Origin of the sequence: Microcoleus sp. AR_TQ3_B6, assembly GCF_036702785.1 — a bacterium.
Lineage (GTDB): Bacteria > Cyanobacteriota > Cyanobacteriia > Cyanobacteriales > Microcoleaceae > Microcoleus.
In genome coordinates this window covers 188,908-213,251 of sequence record NZ_JAUBVJ010000001.1, presented here as the reverse complement: position 1 = coordinate 213,251, position 24,344 = coordinate 188,908, and the positions used below count along the sequence as shown (strand labels likewise).

Annotated in this window: 16 protein-coding genes, 2 pseudogenes and 1 CRISPR repeat array; of the genes and pseudogenes, 9 read left to right on the top strand and 9 right to left on the bottom strand. The window is 45.4% G+C overall.

Annotation, left to right across the window (positions count from 1 at the left end):
* A partial coding sequence (locus tag QUB56_RS00945; RefSeq protein WP_332952360.1) for a WD40 repeat domain-containing protein occupies positions 1 to 1,367 on the top strand: 1,367 nt, incomplete at its 5' end.
* 246 nt (positions 1,368 to 1,613) lie between these two features.
* Positions 1,614 to 2,636 carry a galactose-1-phosphate uridylyltransferase gene (gene galT / locus QUB56_RS00940; RefSeq protein ID WP_332952357.1) on the top strand — a complete coding sequence of 341 codons (1,023 nt, stop codon included), beginning with the start codon at positions 1,614 to 1,616 and terminating at the stop codon, positions 2,634 to 2,636.
* Between the two features lie 362 nt (positions 2,637 to 2,998).
* Here the strand turns inward: galT and QUB56_RS00935 are convergent, their stop codons facing one another.
* Positions 2,999 to 3,283 (bottom strand): hypothetical protein, encoded by a 285-nt coding sequence (locus QUB56_RS00935; protein ID WP_332952355.1) that lies wholly within the window; start codon positions 3,281 to 3,283, stop codon positions 2,999 to 3,001.
* Positions 3,284 to 3,439: 156 nt separating this feature from the next.
* Positions 3,440 to 4,417, bottom strand: coding sequence for an acetamidase/formamidase family protein (locus QUB56_RS00930; RefSeq protein ID WP_332952354.1), 978 nt, complete (start codon positions 4,415 to 4,417; stop codon positions 3,440 to 3,442).
* Between the two features lie 335 nt (positions 4,418 to 4,752).
* On the opposite strand from QUB56_RS00930, the gene QUB56_RS00925 reads away from it, so the two are divergent.
* The 3 genes from QUB56_RS00925 (at position 4,753) to QUB56_RS00915 (ending at position 8,598) form a co-directional block, all read left to right on the top strand.
* Complete coding sequence (locus QUB56_RS00925; RefSeq protein ID WP_332952353.1) at positions 4,753 to 6,576, top strand: metallophosphoesterase; 1,824 nt, start codon at positions 4,753 to 4,755, stop codon at positions 6,574 to 6,576.
* A 119-nt stretch (positions 6,577 to 6,695) separates the two neighbouring features.
* Positions 6,696 to 7,943, top strand: coding sequence for a DUF262 domain-containing protein (locus QUB56_RS00920; protein ID WP_332952352.1), 1,248 nt, complete (start codon positions 6,696 to 6,698; stop codon positions 7,941 to 7,943).
* 13 nt (positions 7,944 to 7,956) lie between these two features.
* Positions 7,957 to 8,598 carry a HEPN domain-containing protein gene (locus QUB56_RS00915; RefSeq protein ID WP_332952350.1) on the top strand — a complete coding sequence of 214 codons (642 nt, stop codon included), beginning with the start codon at positions 7,957 to 7,959 and terminating at the stop codon, positions 8,596 to 8,598.
* A gap of 157 nt (positions 8,599 to 8,755) precedes the next feature.
* Here QUB56_RS00915 and QUB56_RS00910 read toward each other — a convergent pair whose 3' ends face one another.
* The 5 genes and pseudogenes from QUB56_RS00910 to QUB56_RS00890 all read right to left on the bottom strand — a co-directional run bounded on the left by QUB56_RS00910 (position 8,756) and on the right by QUB56_RS00890 (position 13,853).
* Positions 8,756 to 9,961, bottom strand: coding sequence for a DUF4336 domain-containing protein (locus QUB56_RS00910; RefSeq protein WP_332952349.1), 1,206 nt, complete (start codon positions 9,959 to 9,961; stop codon positions 8,756 to 8,758).
* Between the two features lie 1,188 nt (positions 9,962 to 11,149).
* Positions 11,150 to 11,326 (bottom strand): annotated as a pseudogene (locus QUB56_RS00905) (CRISPR-associated endonuclease Cas2); the annotation flags it as partial.
* A 397-nt stretch (positions 11,327 to 11,723) separates the two neighbouring features.
* Positions 11,724 to 12,155: a Dna2/Cas4 domain-containing protein gene (locus QUB56_RS00900; protein ID WP_332952346.1), complete on the bottom strand. Its 432-nt coding sequence runs from the start codon at positions 12,153 to 12,155 to the stop codon at positions 11,724 to 11,726.
* Between the two features lie 166 nt (positions 12,156 to 12,321).
* The gene (gene cas6, locus QUB56_RS00895; RefSeq protein WP_332952344.1) at positions 12,322 to 13,335 is read right to left on the bottom strand and encodes a CRISPR system precrRNA processing endoribonuclease RAMP protein Cas6; all 1,014 of its coding nucleotides are present in this window, start codon (positions 13,333 to 13,335) and stop codon (positions 12,322 to 12,324) included.
* A 149-nt stretch (positions 13,336 to 13,484) separates the two neighbouring features.
* Positions 13,485 to 13,853: a DEAD/DEAH box helicase gene (locus tag QUB56_RS00890; protein ID WP_332952343.1), complete on the bottom strand. Its 369-nt coding sequence runs from the start codon at positions 13,851 to 13,853 to the stop codon at positions 13,485 to 13,487.
* Between the two features lie 110 nt (positions 13,854 to 13,963).
* On the opposite strand from QUB56_RS00890, the gene leuB reads away from it, so the two are divergent.
* Entirely contained in the window at positions 13,964 to 15,049 is a 1,086-nt protein-coding gene (leuB, locus tag QUB56_RS00885) for a 3-isopropylmalate dehydrogenase (protein ID WP_332952342.1), read from the top strand.
* Positions 15,050 to 15,592: 543 nt separating this feature from the next.
* Here the strand turns inward: leuB and QUB56_RS00880 are convergent.
* Positions 15,593 to 17,071, bottom strand: coding sequence for a bifunctional orotidine-5'-phosphate decarboxylase/orotate phosphoribosyltransferase (locus QUB56_RS00880; RefSeq protein WP_332952341.1), 1,479 nt, complete (start codon positions 17,069 to 17,071; stop codon positions 15,593 to 15,595).
* A gap of 255 nt (positions 17,072 to 17,326) precedes the next feature.
* On the opposite strand from QUB56_RS00880, the pseudogene QUB56_RS37070 reads away from it, so the two are divergent.
* Positions 17,327 to 17,509: pseudogene (locus QUB56_RS37070) on the top strand (pentapeptide repeat-containing protein).
* Between the two features lie 196 nt (positions 17,510 to 17,705).
* On the top strand, positions 17,706 to 18,416 hold the full coding sequence (locus QUB56_RS00875) for a DUF547 domain-containing protein (RefSeq protein WP_332952340.1): 711 nt from the start codon (positions 17,706 to 17,708) through the stop codon (positions 18,414 to 18,416).
* A gap of 252 nt (positions 18,417 to 18,668) precedes the next feature.
* Positions 18,669 to 21,724: a CRISPR direct-repeat array (repeat unit 37 nt; unit sequence GTTGCAATCAACCTAAATCCCTATCAGGGATTGAAAC).
* A gap of 235 nt (positions 21,725 to 21,959) precedes the next feature.
* Here the strand turns inward: QUB56_RS00875 and QUB56_RS00870 are convergent.
* Positions 21,960 to 22,574 carry a Uma2 family endonuclease gene (locus QUB56_RS00870; RefSeq protein ID WP_332952337.1) on the bottom strand — a complete coding sequence of 205 codons (615 nt, stop codon included), beginning with the start codon at positions 22,572 to 22,574 and terminating at the stop codon, positions 21,960 to 21,962.
* Between the two features lie 191 nt (positions 22,575 to 22,765).
* Here QUB56_RS00870 and QUB56_RS00865 point away from each other — a divergent pair, with 191 nt between their 5' ends.
* Positions 22,766 to 24,166 (top strand): DUF2157 domain-containing protein, encoded by a 1,401-nt coding sequence (locus tag QUB56_RS00865; RefSeq protein WP_332952336.1) that lies wholly within the window; start codon positions 22,766 to 22,768, stop codon positions 24,164 to 24,166.
* The last annotated feature ends 178 nt before the right edge of the window (positions 24,167 to 24,344 follow it).

Sequence of the window (24,344 nt, the reverse complement as noted above, 5' to 3'; positions counted from 1 at the left end):
CTGCCTCATATGACAAAACTGCCAAAGTGTGGGACTTGCAGGGCAACTGCTCGGTAACATTCACCGGACATAATGACTCGGTAAGAAGTGTCTGTTTTAGCCCGACAGGAAATGCGATCGCCACTGCCTCATATGACAAAACTGCCAAATTGTGGGACTTGCAGGGCTACTGCTGGCTAACATTCACCGGACATAATAACTGGGTAACCAGTGTCAGTTTTAGCCCGACAGGGTATGCGATCGCCTCTGCCTTATATGACAAAACTGCCAAATTGTGGGACTTGCAGGGTAACTGCTGGGTAACATTCACCGGACATAATAACTGGGTAACCAGTGTCAGTTTTAGCCCGACAGGGGATGCGATCGCCACTGCCTCATCTGACAAAACTGCCAAATTGTGGGACTTGCAGGGCAACTGCTGGGTAACATTCACCGGACATAATCACCCGGTAAATAGTGTCAGTTTTAGCCCGACTGTAAATGCGATGGCTACTGCCTCAATTGACAACACCGCGAAATTGTGGGACTTGCAGGGCAACTGCTTGGTAACATTCACCGGACATAATAACTCGGTAAGAAGTGTCTGTTTTAGCCCGACAAGAGATGCGATCGCTACTGGCTCAAATGACGGCACAGCCAAATTGTGGGACTTGCAGGGCAACTGCTTGGTAACATTCACCGGACATAATTATCCGGTAAGAAGTGTCTGTTTTAGCCCCACAGGGGATGCGATCGCTACTGCCTCATCTGACAAAACTGCCAAATTGTGGGACTTGCAGGGCAACTGCTTGGTAACATTCACCGGACATAATCACCCGGTAAATAGTGTCAGTTTTAGCCCGACAAGAGATGCGATCGCTACTGCCTCAATTGACAACACCGCGAAATTGTGGGACTTGCAGGGCAACTGCTTGGTAACATTCACCGGACATCATGACTGGGTAAATAGTGTCAGTTTTAGCCCCACAGGAGAGGCGATCGCCACTGCCTCAGATGACAACACCGCGAAATTGTGGGACTTGCAGGGCAACTGCTTGGTAACATTCACCGGACATAATAACTCGGTATGGAGTGTCAGTTTTAGCCCCACAGGGGATGCGATCGCCACTGCCTCACATGACGGCACAGCCAAATTGTGGAACTTGCAGGGGAGTTTACTGGCAGACTATAGCGGCTATAAGGGCAATTTGCTCAAAGGTGAGGCTGATTTTGTGGAGTTAACAAGTCCGATTTATAGTATTTGTTTTAGTCGGGACGGGAAATTGTTGATAACAGGTGATGCGGATGGAAAGGTGCGATTATGGCCGATCGAAAGTTTGGACGAGTTGTTGGCGAGGGGGAGGAAATGGCTTGGTGAGAAAATTTAACCGCCGATCCGCGCGGATGATTTGAATTTAGCAACGATTTTACGAGTCTTTTTCACTTGTTCAAACTGCTATTAGCTTTACCCACTTTAGACACCAGAATTCTTGAATAATTTTGGTATCTAGCAGGCTGCAAGCCGGAAATTTAAAAATCAAGATTTATTAAGATTTTACAAAAGACAGATGACAAATCAGAAATCATGTATCTAAAATAAGAGACAATTTGACCCGGAAACTGAAGGTAAGAAAATGTCTGAACTTAGACAAAATCTAATTACCAGAGATTGGGTAATCATCGCCACCGAACGGGCGAAAAGACCGGATCAATTCGCCAACCGAAAACTGTTGCCAGCATTAGTGCCACCCCACCGTCCCGATTGCCCGTTTTGCGTGGGAAATGAGGAAGACGGAACCTCAGAAACTTGCCGTTTGGGCGATCGCAGTGACTGGAAAGTCAGGGCAATTTACAACAAATATCCCGCCCTCTCCCCGACAGCAGAATGGATGAGGATATCATCGGGAATTCACCGCACCATGGCGGGAATCGGCATTCACGAAGTAATTGTCGAACACCCGCGACACGATTTGACAACAGCTTTGTTGAGCATTGAAGAAGTTGCCAACATACTTTTAGTATACCGCCAGCGCTATGTAGAAATCAGAAAAAATCCCCACATAGAAACCATTATTATCTTCAAAAATCACGGGGAAACTGCCGGAACTTCTCTCGAACACCCCCACTCGCAGTTAGCAGCCACCCCCGTTGTACCAAGCCAATTTCGCAGCCGCATCGACGAAGCTATTAGATATTTTGACGACACGGGAGAATGTCTGTTTTGCCGGACTTTGGAAGATGAATTAGCGGCGAGAGAAAGAGTGATTTGTGAAAGTGAACATTTTGTCGCTTTTATCCCTTACGCTGCACTTTCACCGTTTCACACTTGGATTTTTCCGCGCCGGCATTCCTCTTCATTTGATGAAATGACTGATGCGGAACTTACCGATCTTGCTTATACTTTGAAAACTGTACTGGCTAAGCTTTATTACGGATTGAACAATCCCGATTACAACTATAGTATTCGATCGGTGCCGATCGCCCAACGGTCAACAAAATACTTTCACTGGTATATCGCAATTATTCCCAGAGTCAGCAAGCAAGCTGGGTTTGAGTTGGGCAGCGGGATGTTTATCAATACTGCCTTGCCCGAAGAAAGTGCGGCTTTTTTGCGATCGATCGAAGTTCCTGGCGACACTAATTTCGGGTTTACCTAGACTATCCTACATCAAAATAGGTCAAATTATTGTGGAAATGCACCCCCGCACTCTCCGTTACGAGTCAGTGTTGGGGTAGGAAACTGATACTATTTGAGATTTGAGATTAAAGAATTAAGAATGACCAAGAATTTCAAAGGTGGTACAAGCCCCCGGATTTATCCGTGGAATCAATCGAAAATCCTCAAGCCCCCGCATTTATCCGTGGGGTCAATCTAAAATCTAAAATCTAAAATCTAAAATCGATTGACAGACTGCATAAGGATTTGGATGGGCGCCTACAGTTGCATTCTGGTTTGAAACTGGTAAAATTTACCTTCTCAAGTTATGAAGGTACAAATACTTATGGATTTTACCAAACGTTACAATAAACCTTCGACATACTGCCAGCAGTCGTCGCTAAAAGTAGTTCTCAAGATATCTCTAATTTTAGCATTGAGCGATAATATCCCCTCGCCCGAGTCCCCCTTCTCACCGCTTTCGCCACTGTCATCAGACAGATTTTCTTGGAGGTGGGCGAGAGTATCGGCGAAATTAGCCAGAAAATAATGTTCGTGCACCCACGCTGTTGGGTCTGGTATCGCTGCACTACCAAAAGCTCGATCGACTAAATCTTTTTTGGAAACATCGTCAGTCTGGGTTTTCATCTTGAGTTCGATTTAAATAGTATTTGTAACTTATCTCATTCTAAGCTTACTACTCAACAGGATTGCGATCGAGATCGACCACATCAGTGACAAATTTGTGTCGTTTGTGCGATCGCGATCCTGATTTTTTTACCCCTCGCGTGTTATCATACTACCTCAAATTTTGTGACCAATAATTTTCACCTCCGGCAAAATACACTTGGGCATCATTCCGTGAACTCCTTTTATGGGATTGTTGACAGCCTGCGTAATCCGAAAACTTACCGCAAGGGAACAAAAAACATAAGCATCTTCTTCTTTGAAATCCGCCCAAGTTTGGAGCCAATAAATCGTCTCTTTTACCGCCATCTCAAACGCTTCATCTAATGTTTTACCGAATCCCATAATCACAATATGAGTGGGCGTTTCAGCAAACGGAAATATTAGAAATAAATCCTTGCGTAAGATGATTTGAATAGTTCCCTTCATCGAAGTTTCCAGGGCAGTACCGTCAACTTCACCGTCTCCTTGTGCCGAATGTCCGTCGCCGATGGACAGTAAACCGCCGGGCATAAAAACAGGTAAAAATAACCGCGTTCCTGGTTGCAGTTCCTGATTGTCCATATTGCCGCCGTAGCGCTCTGGAGGAATAGAAGAACGGTTAATTTCTGCATTGGCAACGCCGATAATTCCAAAAAAAGGATGCAGGGGAATCCGAATGCCGCTAGCTGGGGGAAATTCAGCAATTTTTTGCTCTAAATCTAGCGGAATAAACCGCAATTTTGGTTCGGGGAAATACTCAGGCAAAGCTCCCCATCCGGCACGAATTGCATTAAATCCTACTGGTAAACTCGGGTAAACATCCTCAATGTGAATTTCTAAAACGTCTCCCGGTTCGGCATTGTTAACATAAATCGGGCCTGTCAGCAAGTGGGGCCCCGGGCCAACTTTGCGGTTGGGAGGCAAATTCTGACAAATATCTAAAAATTCGGGGGTGACAAATTCGCGCGGCGCTTTGTCAGCAACATAATATCCTGAATAGGTTTCGATATCGATGCGATCGCCCGAATCTACGCTTAAAGCAGGTTCGAGATTCGGAGAAAAACCGCCCAAGTGTACGGTTTTGCAGTTAGCTTTGAGAAGGTGGCGAGCCATGGGATTTTAGATTTTAGATTTTAGATTTTAGATTCAAGGAAGGGTGTTAATAATGTTATATCCCACGTCTCAATCATTTTTGAGAAAGATTTTAAAAAAAATTAACCACAGAGGGCGCAGAGGGCGCAGAGGGCGCAGAGAAAGAGAATTGAGAGATCGGAAGATGTGAAAAAATGGTTGAAGTTTGTTAGACGTGAGATATTTTACTAATTTCTTAACTTTTTGATAACATTGGTAGTTTAAAATTTAAAGTTGGCGGGGCGGGTTTATATGTATTTGGTGGGGAGTTCTGTTTGGCTGGTGAAACCACCCCTACAACTAATGACTAATGACTTATGTTAACGCTTTTGCCCAATAAAGTAGAAATTTCTCAAGGTTATTCTCGCAATCCCTGGTTTTTTGCTGTTTTGATTTTGATTGTCCTATTGCTAGGTTTCATTATGCCATCTTACGCCAACGAACCTCAACTTTTAACCGATCCGTTTCTGCAACTTCCAACAGCAAACTCGGTGCGAGTTGTCTGGTTTACCGAATTTGCCGGTACTCGCCACACTGTTGCTTACGGCGAAAATCTGAAGGAAATTGCGGCGGCAAATACTACGAAGCTAAGCCGCACTCGCGAAGACAAAGACTCGCGCATTTCCGATGAAATCAAAAAAAGCATAATTGACAGCAATCCAATTGTCCGCGACATCTGGCGCCACCAAGCAGAAGTCCCCAATTTAAGGCCCGGTGTTCGCATTCCTTATCGAGTCACCAGCGAAAGGCAAGACGGCGCATCTGTCAGCAGCAAAATTTTCACTCTTTCTCCGGCACCAGCCGCAGGAATTGCGCTCAAAATTCTCCTCACTTCCGACCATCAATTGATGCCTATGACAGCAGCAAATCTCCAGAAAGTAGCCGAAACAATTGGGAGAGTTGACGCAGTTTTTATGGCAGGGGATTTAATTAATATACCCGATCGCGCTTCTGAATGGTTTGACGACTACCAAGGCCGCGCCTTCTTTCCCGCTTTGCAAGGTCGCGCCTTTTCCGAACTGGACAAAAACGGCATCAAAACAGTTTACAGCGGCGGCGAACTGATCCAACACGCGCCTCTATTCCCCGCCATTGGCAATCACGAAATCATGGGTCGCTTTGCAACCAACAGCACACTCGGCGACCAATTTAACGATCCTTTTCCCCGCGCCGCTGCTGAGAAAATATACGCTCAACGTGCTGCATCTTTGAATCCCAATAATGACCCTTCAGTGCGCGAAATGTGGCTGAAAAACAATACTTTTAATAGCGATACCTATGACGAAATTTTCAATTTACCGGACCGAAAAAATTACTATGCTGTCACTTTTGGGGACGTGCGGTTAGTGACTTTGTATGTTACGAATATCTGGCGGACTCCGAATTTAGATCCGGGTGCCAGAGGCAGGTATCGCGAACGGGACGAAGATTTTAATAATCCCGAAAAATGGGGCTACGGACAGCATATTTTTGAGCCGATTGTCAAGGGCAGCGCTCAATATACTTGGCTGCAACAAGAGTTAAACAGTCCCCAATTCCAGCAGGCAAAATATAAAATTGTGATGTTTCACCACCCGCCGCATTCTCTGGGTGACAATATTGTACCTGCTTATACCGATCCAGTGCAAATAGTCGATCGCGCTCTCGATGGCGAGATTAAAATGGTGCGTTACGAGTATCCGAAACAGCAAGATTATCTGATTCGGGATGTAGTGCCGCTACTAGAAACAGCCGGGGTGCAGTTGGTATTTTACGGACATTCGCACTTGTGGAATCGGTTTGTAAGTTCCAGCGGAATGCACTTTTTGGAGACTTCTAATGTGGGCAACAGTTACGGTGCTTTTGCGGGGGAAAAGCGCCGATTTGTGCCGCCGGGATATCGGGAAAATTACAGCGCTATTGGAGACCCGAACGGATTGGAACCTGTGGTGCCGACTGTTGCGCCTTTGTTGGGAGAAGACGGGCGGCCGCTGCCGTATATTGATAGCAATGATATTACGGCTTTTACTATTTTTGATACGGGGGAGGGTACGGTTAGCAGCTACTATTTTGATACGCGGAAACCCGAATCGGAAGTGGTGAAGTTTGATGAGTTTAAGTTGAAAAATTCGCCATCTAGCTTAAAAATCCGTAAAAATTAAAAGCGCTAGTTTTCATAATCGATAAATTAGTGACTGCTATGATAACTTAAGGCTTCTGACTTCTGCTATACTTAGGTATCTGTATCCAAATTAAACTTACCCAATAGTAGAGCGCGGTCATGCCGGAACTAAACCTCTTAGAAAAACCAGAAGAAGTAAGCTTTGATGAGGAAGATGAAGCTCTAGATTATGAGCTTGAATATAATGGTAATCCCAAATCAGTATTAGACGAAATTTCCGAAATAATTGTAGCTGGAAATGACTGGACGACAGCCACCATACTCGATCAACTTGTTCGTGACAATATTCAACTTAATCCAAGATTTCAAAGACGAGATGCTTGGGATATAACTCGCAAAAGCAGGTTTATTGAATCAATTTTTCTAGGATTTCCCATTCCAGATATAGTTTTGGCTTCTCAAGATAAAAAGCGCGGAAAATTTGTAGTTCTTGACGGCAAGCAACGCTTGCTTACGATTCTGCAATTTTATGGAAGGAGCGAAACTTCCAACGATAGTTTTGCTTTGAAAAACTTAGAATTTAGACCTGAACTCAATGGTTGTACGCATGAGGCTCTAAAAAACGATCTTCTCCATAGTTCTGTACTTGATGCACTCGATAATCAAACTCTTCGTACTACATTGATTCGGAATTGGCATACAGAAAGTTTACTCTACAAAATTTTTCTCCGTCTGAATGTAGAAAATACTCCGCTATCTCCCCAAGAACTCAGGCAAGCATTGCATCCAGGTGATTTCATCAATTTTTTAGATGACGAATCAATTAAAAATCAGGCTTTAAGAAAAATACTTAAATCCCAAAATCCCGATCCTCGGATGCGTGATGTCGAATTATTACTGCGATATGTAGGATTCCATCATTTTTTATCCGATTATCGCGGTAATCTTAAAGTGTTCCTGGATATGACTTGCAAAAAGCTCAACAAGGATTGGAAAGAGAAAGAAACTGAGGTCAGATATACAGTTAGCCAATTTAAAAAGGCAGTGCAAACAACCACTACAATATTTGGAGAAGAAAATATATTTCGTGTGTGGTTGAGTAGTTCTAATAATTACCGAGGCAAGTTTAATCGAGCTATTTTAGATGTAATGGTTTTTTATTTTTCCGATCCAGTTATTAGTGAAGCTGCTGAGAAGAATCCGGCGGGTGTGGAAAAAGCTTTTAAAGACTTATGTTCATCATCTAATAGCGAATTCAGAGAAGCTGTTGAGAAAAGTACAACTAGCATTCGCGAAACTCATACTCGTCTCTCACTGTGGGGCAAAGCTTTGTTAAAGGTTTTGGATGTAGAGTTTAATGTACCTGAACTAGTAGATAACCATATTATCTTTAACGGTTTGAGGTAAGTTATTAAGAGGTATGCCAAAATCAGTTAGATTTCGTACTCTAACCCAGCAGTTAAATAGGTTAAAAAAACAATTTTTGCCTAAGATTAATTCTCTAGGTTCATATTCCGATAGGCAGCTAGCCTTAACTCTTGCCTACCGAGTTTTAGTTCATGCCGAAATTGAGGCTTATTTTGAGGACAGAGTTTGGGAAGTAGCCCTTAATGCTAAAAAGAATTGGGATAGCCAGGGTAAGACTTGCCGTACTTTAATCTGCTTGCTTGGATTTTCTGGTCAAATGATGGAAGCACCACCAGATACACTGAGTCCAACTAAGGGAAGTAAAGCTTTGCCACCGGAAAAAGTAAAAATCAACAAAAAACTAAATTTAGCTATTAGTAGTTTTAAGCGAAGCATTGACTCGAATCATGGAATCAAAGAAGCTAATCTTCTGGCGTTGCTTTTGCCAATAGGAATAGATACCGATGATTTAGATCCTGCTTGGCTGGCTAACATGAATACGTTTGGGGAAGAAAGAGGTGTTGCGGCACATACTTCAGCTACATCCCCGAAAACTATTAGAAGCCTAAATCCTATAAATGAACTGCGGAGGGTAGAGCAAATTATTCAAGAACTTTTGAGGGTGGATAAGCTGATTGATAATTTAATGAGATAAATGAATAAACCGACACCAATTGTCAAGAGTTTAATCTTTTTGGTAGGCTTCTAGCCGGAACGGGCAAGATGCCCGTTCCACAATACTTTATTTTTTTGTGGCACAGGCAAGATGCCTGTGCTCAAACAGGTTATTCAGAATGGTGCAAAATTTCAGATTAAACTTTCTCTTTTGCAGGCGGTACAAGACCAGTTTTATTCAAACCGGCATCAATCTGCCTGAGCAATTTAAAATCGTCTTCAGGTAAGGAATTAACAGGCGAGTGTTTTTCCAGAAACGAGAATGCTTGCCGAAATTCACGCGGCCGGGAGTCGATCGCACTATCGAAGTGACAAGGTACAATCCTTTGAAAGTCCCAACTCGCCACTTTATCCACCCAATCGAGAGTTTCCCTCGGGGCGCGGTTGAGAATCAAAGTCTGCAAAATCGGCGCCACAAACAACCGCCCTCCTCCCCGCAAAGCCTCAAACGCACGCACCCAATCTGTTTTCCACTTGAACGGATACAACCCGAAATAAGCTTTTCTAGAGCGTTCTGGCGCGAGGCGCGCGCTGGCTAACACCTCTGACCACGGCGGCACTTCCAGCACGCTGGGGCTAAAATACATGGCAAATAAGGCGATTCTCTGCCACCCTTTGCGCCGATTTTCCTGGGTGTCGGCCACAATGTCCGAGGCGCTTTCTTTGGCGTGAAACAGCAGCGGGTACGAGTCGAGTTGGACGATCGCCGGCGGATTTTCGGGAATCGAAACCACGGAATCTGTTAGCATCAGGGTGCGCGATCGCCTGTGAAATAAGGCAACTTCGGCAAATTTGCCCAAACCGAGGTCGAGGGGGCCGAGAATTGCCCAGTCAAATTGATCGGCTAACGGCGTGTTGCTGCTGTCACAGGGCAGTACAGAGGTGCGTTTGGCGGGCAAACCCAGCCAACTCAGCGGCAAATTCACCGGGAAACTCCACTGCTGCGGGGCGACAAACACCTGCGCTTGGGGAAAACACCTCGCAAAGGGGCCGACAAAAACTTTGTGCTCGATGCCGGAAACCGTTGTCAGCAGGATGTACTTCACCTCGCCGTGCTCTGCTACTAACTCTTTTACCAAGCGGATGCACTCAGGAGTCGGTGCAACGGGGGCGTAGACGAGAAGGCCTTCGGGTTCTAGTTTAATTACAGTCATCCGAATCGGGACGACAACGTAGAAAATGCCTTGTAGCTGGTCAAAAGTCCAGATTGTGTCCTTGACTATTTCTTTGCGGATGGTGCGCCGCTTGCTGTAGGGATAGAGGGGGACAACTGGCCAAAAAGCCCAAGAATAGTCCCGAGAATCAATCTGTGCTGGTGTTGGTATGCTTTCGCCCTCTGCCACTGCGCGACTCCTTGCCGATTTTTTTGTACGTGCGTGCGATCGAACTGTTTTTATCTTATTTCAATCTTGTTGCGCGGATTCGAGGAGTTGAAAGGCTGTCGCTTGGTGCGCGGCATGGCTGGATTTTGGCTTTTCCGATCCTGTCCCATACATCGTTTGGGTCCCGTTCCCGGGATTCTATTCGTTGAAAGCCGCTTTGATTGGAGAGACTAACGGTAGGAAAAACGGGCAAGCGTTTGGATCCCGTTGCCGGGATTCTATTTGTTGAAAGCAACGACATCAAATGGTTTTGTCTTGACTTATTTATGTTTGGATCCCGTTGCCGGGATTCTATTTGTTGAAAGGTGCGACCATTGTTCAGGGCAATCAGACTGTGAATAAGTTTCAGTCCCGTTGCCGGGATTCTAATATTTGTTGAAAGTCCCAAGGTTTTTCTCCACCGTTGGGCAATTTCCTGTTTCAGTCCCGTTGCCGGGATTCTATTTGTTGAAAGTTGATGGGGGTTACAGCGGATTAACGCTTACAGAATCGTTTCAGTCCCGTTGCCGGGATTCTATTTGTTGAAAGAACCCAGGGGAATGGGTCGGAGAATGGTGGGTTGATGAAGTTTCAGTCCCGTTGCCGGGATTCTATTTGTTGAAAGGCTTTTCCAAGTATTCCTCGTTAATCGTGAGAATCAACGTTTCAGTCCCGTTGCCGGGATTCTATTTGTTGAAAGAGCGACTAATGACTTGGTGCAATCAGCAACAGCCGTTTCAGTCCCGTTGCCGGGATTCTATTTGTTGAAAGGTGACGGGGCAGATTACCAGTCAGTCAATAGCTGACGGGTTCCGGTCCCGTTGCCGGGATTCTATTTGTTGAAAGACCGATCGCCCAAACCCTATCAGAGAGAGGATTCTGCCAACGGTTTTCGTCCGCCTCATTTTCACCTTCATTACAGCCCCGCTTATTGCAACCCGTTCGCAATTGCGCGGACCTCCCAAATTCAACTATAAAATTTTCAAGGTTCTGGCGTTTTTGTCAACCCCCTCAAGTTTTAAATTCACATCTGTTCACCAAAATCATAAGCCGATCGCCCTTGGCCTGTCAAGAGTCCTCCCACCAAAAAAACCCCATTTTCCCAGCAACCGGGTTGATTGACTGTAGATACGCACAGCAAAACTACAGCCACCTATCCTTGAAATAGCCTTAAAAGACGATCGCCCTTTCGTCTCTAGGTTGCTGGGAACCATAAGAAATCCTCCGCTTCACCGAGTCCGCACCCAAAACATAAATACGCACCGAATCCTCCACAGGCTTAATCAACTTTTCCACCTGCTGCTGAAGCTTTACAAATTGCAGCGCCGTCAAAAAACACTCAAAAACACTGTACTGCGTCTACTTTCGGTATCCAGACAGCAACTTGTGCAGCCGCGTCCGCCGTTTGGGAGCACCTGCGGAATCCGGCAAATCGTAAATCACCAAATAAACAACAGGCATAACTTACAGCACTTTTGCTGGTAAGTAAGGTACATAGAAAGCCCTTGTATGGACACCGTACCGTGCTCATAGGTGTCAACTCAGGCTGTCGGCCCACCCGGTAGTCCGCCAGGGAATGAATTCCACGGGACTTATAGCTAAAGTCCTCTGAGGACTAATGAGTTTAAAAATTTTTATTCTCGGTCCTATGCAAGAGGACTTTAGCTTTGAGGCAGGGGTTTCAACCCCTGCCGGACTATCGGTTTAACGTGTTTGTTGACACCAAGGGACTCTTGGAGGGTCCCTACAGGGATCTAGAAAAATTAACTTTCTCCCGCCGCTTGTTGCCAGCATAGAAAAATTCCCCCCAGCCAATCTCCCGCCCCAAGCGTTCTTCCCAACACAAAGCAGCAGCGCCAAGTTGAAAATAATCGTTAAGATAATTCCCCATTTTTACTTTTTTATACTCCCAACAAACTAACCAACCATCCCGATCGTCCACAGCATCAATAATGCCGCTTACAAGCAGGCGATCGCTGCACACCCACTGCTGTCTATGAATCAAAACACCATCCTCTTCACTCACTCCCTCGTGATTAATATTCCGGTGCAAATGCCGCCAGATTAAAATATGTTCGTTATCCTCTATTTCCCATAACTCGTATTCCAAATAAAAGCGACGGTGGAAATATTCCCAAGCATTGAGATAAGCCCAAGGGAAAAAATATTCATTCAAATCTAGACTGTTAATTGTTGAATATTGACAGTTTAGCGTGAGTGTAAACTCAACCCTAAAACCTTTATATTTTTCCTTAAAAACCGAGTATAGATGCCCCTAAATTCAAAAAAAAAATGGTACTTTAAACGCTAAAAAGTAAACTGGTATAGCACCTATAAATCATTTACCTTAATCTCACCTGTCCCATACCCATTCCTACCTTTCTCCCCACTCCAGAAAACGCTGCAAAACGAGCAAGAACCGCAGCAATTTTTGCCTGTTGGGCATCCGCAAATTGATATCTCGCCCATCCAGTCGTCCCAATTTCTGCTCCCGCTTTCATTTTCAAAGCACGAGTTTTGAGCTCGTAAGCAGCAGTGACAGCCGTCCACTCAACCGCCGGAAATTGCTGCGCTGTGGGAGCAAAAATATTCCAGCGGCGCAGCAAACTTCCAAATACTAATTCCGGCAAAGGGAAAGGCTGACATGACTGAAGTTGCTTGAAACTTGTCGGCGAAAGAAACTCTAGTTCGATCGACCTTTGGGGCGGCGACTCTGCTAAAATCTCATAACTGCTAGCTTCCACAACTTCCACCGCTTCCCCCAAACGGCAAGGAATCCCCGTCAAAGCAATGTCTGCCCCGATATCTTGACTCAATCCCCACAGGAAAGGAGCCACCAATTCCGGCCGCAGCAATCCGAATTTGAGATATTTTTGCAGCGGAGTTTTTCCCGGTTTCAAAACTAAAGCACCGGGAAAATTCTCCTGTTGGTGCAACTCTTGAGCTAGTTCGGCATTTCCACATCCTATCCAGTGGAAAAATTGAGCGTGAACCGCCCTTCCCAAGGTGTGCGGAAGCTCATCGCTTGCCCGCAGCGGAATTTGGAGAACGTGCAGGGATGAAGAATCGACTTCAACTCCCGTAACTTCACAGATTTTTCCTTGCCATTCCACTGTTTTATGCTTGCTGATTTCCCAGCAAATAGCCTGCATTAGTTCAGTATAAAACTCTGGCTGCTGCAAAACCGCCCTTACTTTTAAAACGCCTCCTCTCGGAACCACAGGAACCCAAACTAAGGGACGTTTAAAAGCAGGCAGCAACTCCCTTAAGGGAACCGAACGAGTTGAGGTAGCTGCTGGTTTTAATACTAAACTCAATCCGGCAAATTCTTGTTCAGAGTCTTTCGTAAAATTCATAGGGCGCGCTGGTAGCTGTTAGTTTTAGGGGCAGAAATCCGGTAACAATTGTGCGGTATTTGTCAAGTGTTGCTCTTTCCGAAGAAAAGGGATTGATTTTGCTTTATAAGGTGTTTTTGCCTAAATCGTCGATCGCCCCGAAGGTGAAACTAAGGCTCAAATTCGGCTGCCACAGGGGTTCGGGAGTGATTTGAGTTCGATCGGGCAAATACTGAAAAAAGCAGCCCCGCTTGCCAAAATCGTTGCTTATAGCGAACAATTTTGCCAATTCGGGCGATCGAGAATTTGCCCTGCAGTGAATTTCCCAATCGCCCTCCCAATAAATCCATTCCCCAAACACAAAAGAGAAAAGCGGCTTGAGCAGTTTCAGCTTTTCCCGAACCAGTGGGCGCCCTCAGCAGGACATCTTGGCGGTTGAGAATTTTGTGGAATGTTTCTGTTTGGAATTGTCGGGGTTGAAATCCCGTCAGCGCGCGAAAGTATTCGTTGATGTCGGTATCTGTATACAATGTCTTCACGGGTGAAAATCCAGTTTGTGCGATGGCCTACAGAAGCTGATATAATTCTAAGCCGGCGAGAAGTTCTTAGCTTCCCCTCAAAAATCTACAATCAAAACTCCAAAATCGATATGACTCAAAACTACCGCATCACTCTTTTACCAGGAGACGGAATCGGCCCTGAAATTATCGCTGTGGCGGTAGATGTCCTGAAACTTGTCGCCAAACAATTGGACATCGGCTTTGAATTTCAAGAAGCTTTAATCGGCGGCGCTGCTATTGATGCAACAGGCAATCCGCTACCCGAAGAAACACTGCAAAAATGCCGCAACAGCGATGCAGTATTGTTAGCAGCCATCGGCGGTTACAAGTGGGATAATTTGCCCCGCGAACAGCGCCCGGAAACTGGATTATTAGGACTGCGCGCCGGATTGGGATTGTTTGCAAATTTGCGGCCTGCGACTATTTTACCGCAATTGGTTGATGCTTCTAGTTTGAAACGGGAAGTTGTCGAAGGCGTGGATATTATGGTAATCCGCGAACTCACAGGCGGGATTTACTTCGGCAAACCGAAAGGCATTTTTGAGACGGAAACAGGCGAAAAACGCGGTGTCAATACGATGGCTTACACCGACTCGGAAATTGACAGAATCGGGCGCGTGGCTTTTGAAACAGCCTCTAAGCGGGGGAAAAGGCTGTGTTCCGTTGATAAAGCGAATGTTTTGGACGTTTCGCAACTGTGGCGCGATCGTATTATTGCCCTTTCTTCAGAATACCCTGATATCGAACTTTCTCACCTCTATGTTGACAACGCAGCCATGCAGTTAATTCGCTGGCCGAAACAGTTCGATACGATTGTCACCGGCAATTTATTCGGCGACATTCTTTCCGATGCTGCGGCGATGCTAACTGGTAGTATTGGAATGCTGCCTTCTGCTAGTTTGGGAGCAACCGGACCGGGAGTTTTTGAGCCCGTGCACGGTTCCGCACCAGACATCGCCGGACAAGATAAAGCAAATCCCATCGCCCAAGTTTTGAGTGCGGCAATGATGCTGCGCTACGGGTTGAATCAGCCGGAAGCTGCTAATAAAATCGAGCAAGCAGTTGTCGAAGTTTTGGATCGAGGTTATCGCACTGGTGATATCATGTCAGAAGGCATGAAACTCGTCGGCACTCGGGCAATGGGCGATGCTTTAATTGAAGTTCTGCAAGGTTGATATATTTACCTGGTAGGGGCGGGTTTTACCAATAATATTCGACCCACACACACAATCTCATAAACCCGCCACCACACAACTAATAACCTATATCAACCTTGACTTTGAACCCAGGGAAAAAATGTACATTGAGGTTGACCGCGGGGGGCGGGTTTATAAGATTATTAATTTTTTGCTCAGATGGTTGGTAAAACCCGCCCCTACAGGAATTGGGGTTTAATGTGACGCTGTCAAAAGATTGAATTGCTCGGTATCAATGCGATTTGCTTGATACTCGTCGGCCCTCGGGCAATGGGCGATGCTTTAATTGAAGTTCTGCAAGGTTGATATATTTACCTGGTAGGGGCGGGTTTTACTAATAATATTCGACCCACACACACAATCTCATAAACCCGCCACCACACAACTAATAACCTATATCAACCTTGACTTTGAACCCAGGGAAAAAATGTACATTGAGGTTGACCGCGGGGGGCGGGTTTATAAGATTATTAATTGTTTGCCCAGATGGTTGGTCAAACCCGCCCCTACAGGAACTGGGGTTTAATGTGACGCTGTCAAAAGATTGAATTGCTCGGTATCAATGCGATTTGCTTGATACAAAGTTTGAGCAATTTCCGAAAGCGCTAACACTGAATGGGCGCTATAACCATTAGCCTGCAATTTATCTTTAACTCCCTGTTCGTGGTCGATCAATACCACAATATCTTCCACATTCAACCCAGCAGATTTTAACTTGCCAGCGCCTTCCATCACGCTTTTGCCACTAATCAAAATATCATCGACTACGACAATCGTTTCTCCAGGCTGAAAATGCCCCTCAATCAACTTGCCCGCCCCGTAAGTTTTGACTTCCTTGCGCGGGAAAATCATCGGCCGTTCCATCCGCAATGCTAAACCAGTTGCTGTGGGTAAAGAACCGTAGGGAATTCCGGCAATGCGATCGAATTTTAAATTTTTGAGAATGTCGGCATAAGCGCTGACAATTTGGTGGAAAATCTGCGGAATCGAGATAATTTTCCGCAAGTCGATGTAATATGGAAATACGGCGCCCGATGCTTGTACGTGGTCGCCAAAAACTACGCAGCCGATGTCATAAAGTTGCAAGATTAAATCGCGGTAAGGTTCCGGTTGCAAAAAGCAAACATCGGGCAGCCACAATTCGCAAGTGGGACTACCTTCTATTGCCCGCATCCTCTGTTTATTAATATTATCCCGCAATTTCTCAATTTCTCGGCGCGGCTCTTTCCCCGCTAATAAACTCGGGGGGACTGGCAACAATAAACCTTCACCATTCTTGTTTAAACCAGCCGCGAGCATTTGTGCGAGGTCGTTTTCTTCTGTGAGGTCATTTTCTTCGGCGATGTCTCCTTCGACTAAAATTAGGCGTTCAGGAGCGGCTTGGCGGATGCGCGCCAACATATCCGGCATTACTCCTACTTCTAAACCGAGTTGTTCTGGAGTTCCCCAAGTTTGAGAGACTCGGACTAATTGCAAGTATAAAGGGTTTTCTGGGGTCGGGTATTCTTGCAAAGCGGCCGCTGAGGCGTTGGCGGTGGCGCAGAGGACAAAAACGGTTTTTCCGGCGTATAACAAAAAAGGCGCTACTTGGTCGAATCCGGCATAGGGACTTAAAGTAATAGCGTCAACTTGCCAGTCTTGAAATACAACTTTTGCAAACACTGTGCTGGTATTTAAATCGCAGTGTTTGGCATCTAAAATTACGGGTATCTGAGGAGGAATACTTGTTAAAATTTGTTGCAGCAATTGCCAACCGGGAATACCGAGAGATTGGTAAAAACCGAGGGTGATTTTGCAGGCACAGATTAAATCTGCTGTTTGGTCGATCGCACTTTTTAGCTTTGACAACAAATCTGTTACAAAACTTTTAGTTTCCTCTGCAGTCATGGAAACCAGGGCGGTCAAGGTTTCCGGGTCGGGGTCGAGGGCTAAATACAGCAAACTTTGATTGTTTTCAACAGCCGCTAACAGTTTATCGAAAAAGTTGGTTCGATCCGTCATAGTGTGTTATGCAGGTAAGGGTAAATTAAAAAATTGCCGCTCAAAGTGGGATTGGTGTTGTGCGGGAAGAAACCGATCCCTGTTAAAGTTGAAATTAAGAATCTTTTAAAATTGTAGAAGGTAAAGAGCAGGAAATCTGTAACTTGGGGAGCAGTTTCATGGGGACTGATTTTCGGGTTGGCTGCATCGGTGATTGGAGCTAACGGCCAGCAAGTCAATTAGTTGTGGTAAACTAACCAGGGTGCGGGCGGCGATTTGAGTAGCTTTCCCCTAGGGGACGCGAGTTTAGCAAATGCAGATTTGAGAGGAGCAAATTTTAGGGAAGCTAATTGATCCGGGGCAATTTTGAGCGGGGCTGCTTGGCGGCAAGCTAATTTACAAGGCGCTAATTTTAGCGATGCTAATTTAACCAAAGCCGGTTTGACGGGGCTAATCTAAAAAATCCTACCGTTGCAGGTGTTATTTGGGTTGACGGTAGTATTAAATATAGAAATCCTTGCAGGAGTCGTAAATTTTTTACCACCCCAACCCTCCCCTTAGCAAGGTCCGGGAGTAAGAAATTCACAAATGCTTTAGGATTGCTATAGAAGCAGAAGCTAAAGCAATGTCCGCCTTATCATATGGATAGTAATAAATGATCGGTACGATCGACTTTAGGATTTGGGACGAGTTGCTGCAACGCTACGTTGACGATTTGGGCCGCGTCAATTATCAGCGCTGGAAAGCTGAGGGGGCGGATGTTTTGAGGGCGTGGCTGGAAAGTTGGGCTGATGTGGATTTGGCGGATTTGACTGATGCGGATGGGCGGCTGGCGTTGTGGCTGAATGCGTACAATGCGATCGCAATTTCTCAAGTTCTGGAAGTATATCCGATCGCGTCGATCCGTCCCAAAGTTTTGGGAATTCCCAACTGGCTGAGTTTTTTGGATTTTTTCACCCGTTCAAATACGATTGTTGGCGGCAAAAAGTACAGTCTCAATCAAATCGAACACGCAATTTTGCGGCCGGAATTTGCGGAACCGCGCATCCATTTTGCATTAGTTTGCGCTTCTGTCGGGTGCCCGCTGCTGCGCCGGGGGGCTTATTTCCCGGAGTCGGTACGGACTCAACTAGAAGCGGATGCGAGCCGTTTTATTCACAATCCTGATAAGGTGCGATATGATGCCCAGAAAAAGACGCTTTATTTGAGCAAGATTTTTAAGTGGTACGAGGAGGATTTTGTAAAGGCGGCGGGTTCGGTGGCTGAGTATGTGGGCGGTTATTTGGGGCCGGAGGCGGCTGTGGGTGATGGATGGGCGATCGTTTTTTTGCCTTACGACTGGAATTTGAATCGGGTTGAAGGTTGAGATTTGCGCCTGTGGGTAGGTGTTTTTTTGAGGGGGTGATTTTTTTCGGCTGTATCAGTTGCGTAGTATGGGTTTAAGGCACTTTATGAAAAATCCGACGGACGCAAATGCTGTATTGCTTGCTGTGAAAGGTTTTGAGGTTTGTTGAATATTTTGCCTGTTGACAGGTCGGTCTTGAAATGGTACTTTTAATGTGTACAGACGCAAACGAACCTTGAAAACTAAATACAGTAAGGGTTTCAGAAACTAACTGTTGCAATCAACCTAAATCCCTATCAGGGATTGAAACAGAAATTTACTTGCCAATCCGCACGTCCACGCTGTTGCAATCAACCTAAATCCCTATCAGGGATTGAAACTTGAAATCATCCAAAGGTATCTCAATACCCCTGTGTTGCAATCAACCTAAATCCCTATCAGGGATTGAAACGAATTGGGGGCTTTCGCGGTCTATCATCAGCTCCGTTGCAATCAACCTAAATCCCTATCAGGGATTGAAACAGAAGAGAGCGAACCTGTCCCGCTTAATGACGTTCACACAAAAGTTGCAATCAACCTAAATCCCTATCAGGGATTGAAACGAACTATACCCGCAGCTGTAGCTGGTCGGCCTTCAGTTGCAATCAACCTAAATCCCTATCAGGGATTGAAACTGAATGGAACATTATTCAGCAAGATGCCATTCAAGGAGGTTGCAATCAACCTAAATCCCTATCAGGGATTGAAACGGAATAGATAGCGCCATTGACATTTGCAGATACCGTGTTGCAATCAACCTAAATCCCTATCAGGGATTGAAACAGAGAAAGCAGCATAACCTGCGAGAATTTCTCCATTGTGTTGCAATCAACCTAAATCCCTATCAGGGATTGAAACGGTAAGCTCGGAAACATAAATAATTGCCAAATATAGTTGCAATCAACCTAAATCCCTATCAGGGATTGAAACTACACCCCGGCTGGCAGAGTCCGAGCTTCTATCAAGTTGCAATCAACCTAAATCCCTATCAGGGATTGAAACACTTGCGACTCCCAGAAAGCCAAGAGCAAACACGTTGCAATCAACCTAAATCCCTATCAGGGATTGAAACCAACTAAATAGCCTTTCCAGGCTTCCTGTAGCTGCGTTGCAATCAACCTAAATCCCTATCAGGGATTGAAACTAACTGGCTGAGTTTGCAAGCGATATAATTCTCTGGTTGCAATCAACCTAAATCCCTATCAGGGATTGAAACTTGCCCCACCGACATATAAACACGGTGGTAGTGCTGGCAGGTTGCAATCAACCTAAATCCCTATCAGGGATTGAAACTTCATCGGTAGCGGACGATCGCGCGATCGGGCGGTTGCAATCAACCTAAATCCCTATCAGGGATTGAAACATTGCCAGCGTACTGGCCGGTGCGATCGGCGATGAGCCTGGTTGCAATCAACCTAAATCCCTATCAGGGATTGAAACATGAAGTCGTGGAACCTTCCGGCAATGTAAGACCGCTAGTTGCAATCAACCTAAATCCCTATCAGGGATTGAAACGATTTATGGTGGGAGAACCTATTTTCACGCCATTGTTGCAATCAACCTAAATCCCTATCAGGGATTGAAACTTAAGAATTGTGAGCTGGTTTATGTCTTGGGTAAAGTTGCAATCAACCTAAATCCCTATCAGGGATTGAAACTTATAATTGCGACTCCTTCAGAACAGTAAACTGACAAGTTGCAATCAACCTAAATCCCTATCAGGGATTGAAACTAAAGAAGCAGAAATAAGCGACGCGACCGCGAGGAATTACAAGTTGCAATCAACCTAAATCCCTATCAGGGATTGAAACAGAGTAAACGCCGCTAAGAGACAGCCTTCTGCCGCCCAAGTGTTGCAATCAACCTAAATCCCTATCAGGGATTGAAACTCTTGAAGAAGTCGTACATCATTAGATTCACAAAAAATGTTGCAATCAACCTAAATCCCTATCAGGGATTGAAACGCGGATGTACTTGGGATTCATGTGCTCTATGTACAGTTGCAATCAACCTAAATCCCTATCAGGGATTGAAACATCCTTGGGCTCTGTATACCGTATGAGGACATCCCCCGTTGCAATCAACCTAAATCCCTATCAGGGATTGAAACCCTCCTTCGCGGCCCCAAACAATTTTTTGCCCGCCAAGTTGCAATCAACCTAAATCCCTATCAGGGATTGAAACAAGTCTGGCGCAATGTGTTGGCACTCAATTTCTCGCAGTTGCAATCAACCTAAATCCCTATCAGGGATTGAAACGATAATGCCCCGGGCGATCGCAATAATAACGAGTCTTGTTGCAATCAACCTAAATCCCTATCAGGGATTGAAACCCATCCTCCAGTATTACCTCATATACCTCCTGGTCTGTACCAGGTTGCAATCAATCTAAATCCCTATCAGGGATTGAAACCTGAATTTTGATAAGAGATGTTTGCTGTAAGTAAGAGTTGCCATCAACCTAAATCCCTATCAGGGATTGAAACACCGCAGCGACACGACAACCAATCTTGATATCGAGATGTTGCAATCAACCTAAATCCCTATCAGGGATTGAAACGGCGATGTCGGCAAAGAACTTTTTCCCCGAACCTTTGGTTGCAATCAACCTAAATCCCTATCAGGGATTGAAATCTTGGGATTATCGGAAATCTAATCGTTAAATTGCTGTTGCAATCAACCTAAATCCCTATCAGGGATTGAAACTGAATCGCCGATGGGCTTAACTTCTCTTTGCCTGGAGTTGCAATCAACCTAAATCCCTATCAGGGATTGAAACTGCGGATCATACCTCTCCATCCGCTCTCGATCGGAAGTTGCAATCAACCTAAATCCCTATGAGGATTGAAACATATGTGACTTTAGATTTGCACAATTTTCTTCATCGTTGCAATCAACCTAAATCCCTATCAGGGATTGAAACGCTTTGAAATGAACAGCGCGCCAATAAGCAGCAGATTGCAATCAACCTAAATCCCTATCAGGGATTGAAACCTCGCAGAATGAAAGGTTGTGCAGTTCCAGGGTAAGTTGCGATCAACCTAAATGCCTATCAGGGATTGAAACTGCCAATGCCATCCGCACAGATAGGAGAAATCATCAGGTTGCAATCAACCTAAATCCCTATCAGGGATTGAAACTCGCACAGAAGTTTGGAAAATGTTTAAAAAATTAATTGATTGTTGCAATCAACCTAAATCCCTATCAGGGATTGAAACACTTCCATAACCGGAGCCAGCCAACAACTCGGAAAAGCCGCAATCAAACTAAACCCCTATTAAGGATGGAAACATGGCCTTAATCCAATACGCTTGGGCCCGAGCCCGATCCCCCCTAGCCCCCCTTAAGAAGGGGGGGACAAGAACTTGCTCAAAGTCCCCCTTCTTAAGGGGGATTTAGGGGGAACTCGCCCGGAATAAACAGTTTTAACCCAAGCGTATTGGGCCTTAATCAGGTTGAGGGTGGAGATTTTCACTAATAGCTAATTGGTTAGATGAATGCTAACCAATTAGCTATTAATCCGCCCTTAAACCTCACCACTCAAAATCTGTTGAACCGTCAAACTTAGCTGTGGAAACATCGGAGATACGATCGCCTCTCCATCCCGAAATACCCCAACCTCAACATATTGCCCATCCTCAAGCCGCAAAACCGTCACAACTTGTTCAATTGGATCGATAACCCAATACTCTGCGATGCCCCGCGCTGCGTACTGAGCTCGTTGGCGTTGGCGAAGCCCTCGAAGAGGATCGTAATCCCGATCCCTGCCCAATCTACCCGGACTGACTACCTCCACAACAAACCGAGGAGGCAACATATCGAAAGTGATAGTTAGCCTGTTTGCTGTCAGCGGAATGTGTTCGGGTTCCAGAATTATCAAATCGGGGTAGCGGTTGGCCGCATCTCCCGATCGCAAAACGGCAACTTGAACCTCGCAATTATGCGTTTTAATCAGTCTAAGTGGCACTAGCCCGCTGCTAGCCAGATAGAAAAATAGATAGTTAGCAATAAAATTATTAGGTTCAGATTCGGGCGGCAAAGCGATTAACTCCCCATCAATTAACTCATAGCGTCGATCCGTCTCATTTGAGTAATTAAGGTACTCATCAAAAGTTAATTTTTTAGATTGAGCTTGTACCATAAAATTACCTTCCTTAATTTATTCGTCCCTTGCTGCTGGGAGTTTGTTTATATAGAAACGGTTTCAACCCCCGAAGGATCTCAATCAAATCTGCTGTGCAAGTTCAGCAGGTGTCCCAGCCTCCATCGACAATCGCCCCACAAGTGACATATAAAAAACTATCACAGTTCAAATCCTCTGGAATATAAACAATGATTTCAGATAAATTTCGGCGCGAGTTGCGCGAACAAGCCAAACTCTGGCAAGCAGAAGGACTCATCGACACTTCATTCTACCAACAACTTTCGGAACGCTACCAATTCAACACACTCGAAACCGCCTCCCGCAACCGATTCCTCAGCATTCTGATGAGTCTCGGCGGCATTCTCCTCGGTATAGGAGTCATCACCTTTGTAGCCGCAAACTGGCAAGTTTGGTCGCGAGAAGTGAGAGTCGCAATGCTGCTAACTCTTTTCGTAGCAGTCAATGCAGCGGGTTTCTATCTGTGGCGAATTCCCCCATCCCGAAGCCAAAACTCCCATCCAAATATACCCGCAACAAAAGGGCGAAATAAACTCCTAGGTGAAGGATTGTTGCTGTTAGGAGCTCTGATTTTAGGCGCAAATATGGCATTGATGGCGCAAATGTTCCACATTGGCGGTTCTTCCTACGGACTTTACCTCACTTGGGGAATCGGCGTGCTCGGAATGGCTTACAGTTTGCGGTTGACTTCCTTGGGCGTTTTGTCCGCACTTTTAGTCGGTTTGGGCTATGGGCTGGCCGTGTTAGATTGGTCTTCCAAAGTCGAGTTTTCTTGGCTGGATGTTTTGGTGCGGCAAATGCCGATCGCAGCCAGTATAATGTTTGTGCCCCTGGCTTATTGGTGTCGGTCGCGTGCTATTTTTGCCATAAGTGCGATCGTCCTAATTTTCTCCCTACAAGTTTCTATCGTCCGAGGGTTAAATCCAACCTGGGGTGCAGCAATTTTTTGTGCCCTACCGCCCGCTTTGCTGTGGGGATACGACGATGCAATGTGGCCGAAGGTGCACAGCAGGCTGTTTCAACCTACCGCCCGCAGTTTCGCACTCGTGTTTCTCGCCGGTGTGTTTTATGTTCTTTCTTTCCACTGGTTTTGGCCAGCTTCGCCGAATCCTGCGCAGATTCAGCCGGATTTGGTTTTGCTGGCAAATGTGGCTGTTGTCGGCGGTTTCACGGCGTTTGAATGGCTGCGCTTGGGACGTTTGGAACTCCGCCGTCCCACACAAAAACGAGTGGATTTGACCACAGGTGCGATCGCACTTTTGATACTCATCACCGCTTTAATACCGCTTTACCACTTGAATTTTATTCGGATTCCAGAATTAGCGACTTTTCTGTTTAACGTTTTATCATTTCTGCTCGCAGTCGGCTTAATCCGAGAAGGTTTAGCTGTAGGAAACCGCAAGAGTTTTTGGGGAGGCATGGTATTAATCACCCTGCAAATTATCAGCCGAGTGTTTGAATACAACACAGGATTGTTGCTCAAATCTTTTGTATTTGTTTTGTGCGGAATCGGTGTTATTGCTGCGGGTTTGTGGTTCGAGCGCCACTTCGCAAAAATCCCCGATGAATAGAAATTATTCATCTCTCTCTTCTCTGACCAAGAATTTCTTGATGGTACAAGCCCCCGGATTTATCCGTGGAATCAACCCCAAATCGAAAATCGAAAATTCTCAAGCCCCCGCATTTATCCGTTGGGTCAATCTAAAATCTAAAATCTAAAATCTAAAATCGATTGACTCAGCGCCCTCT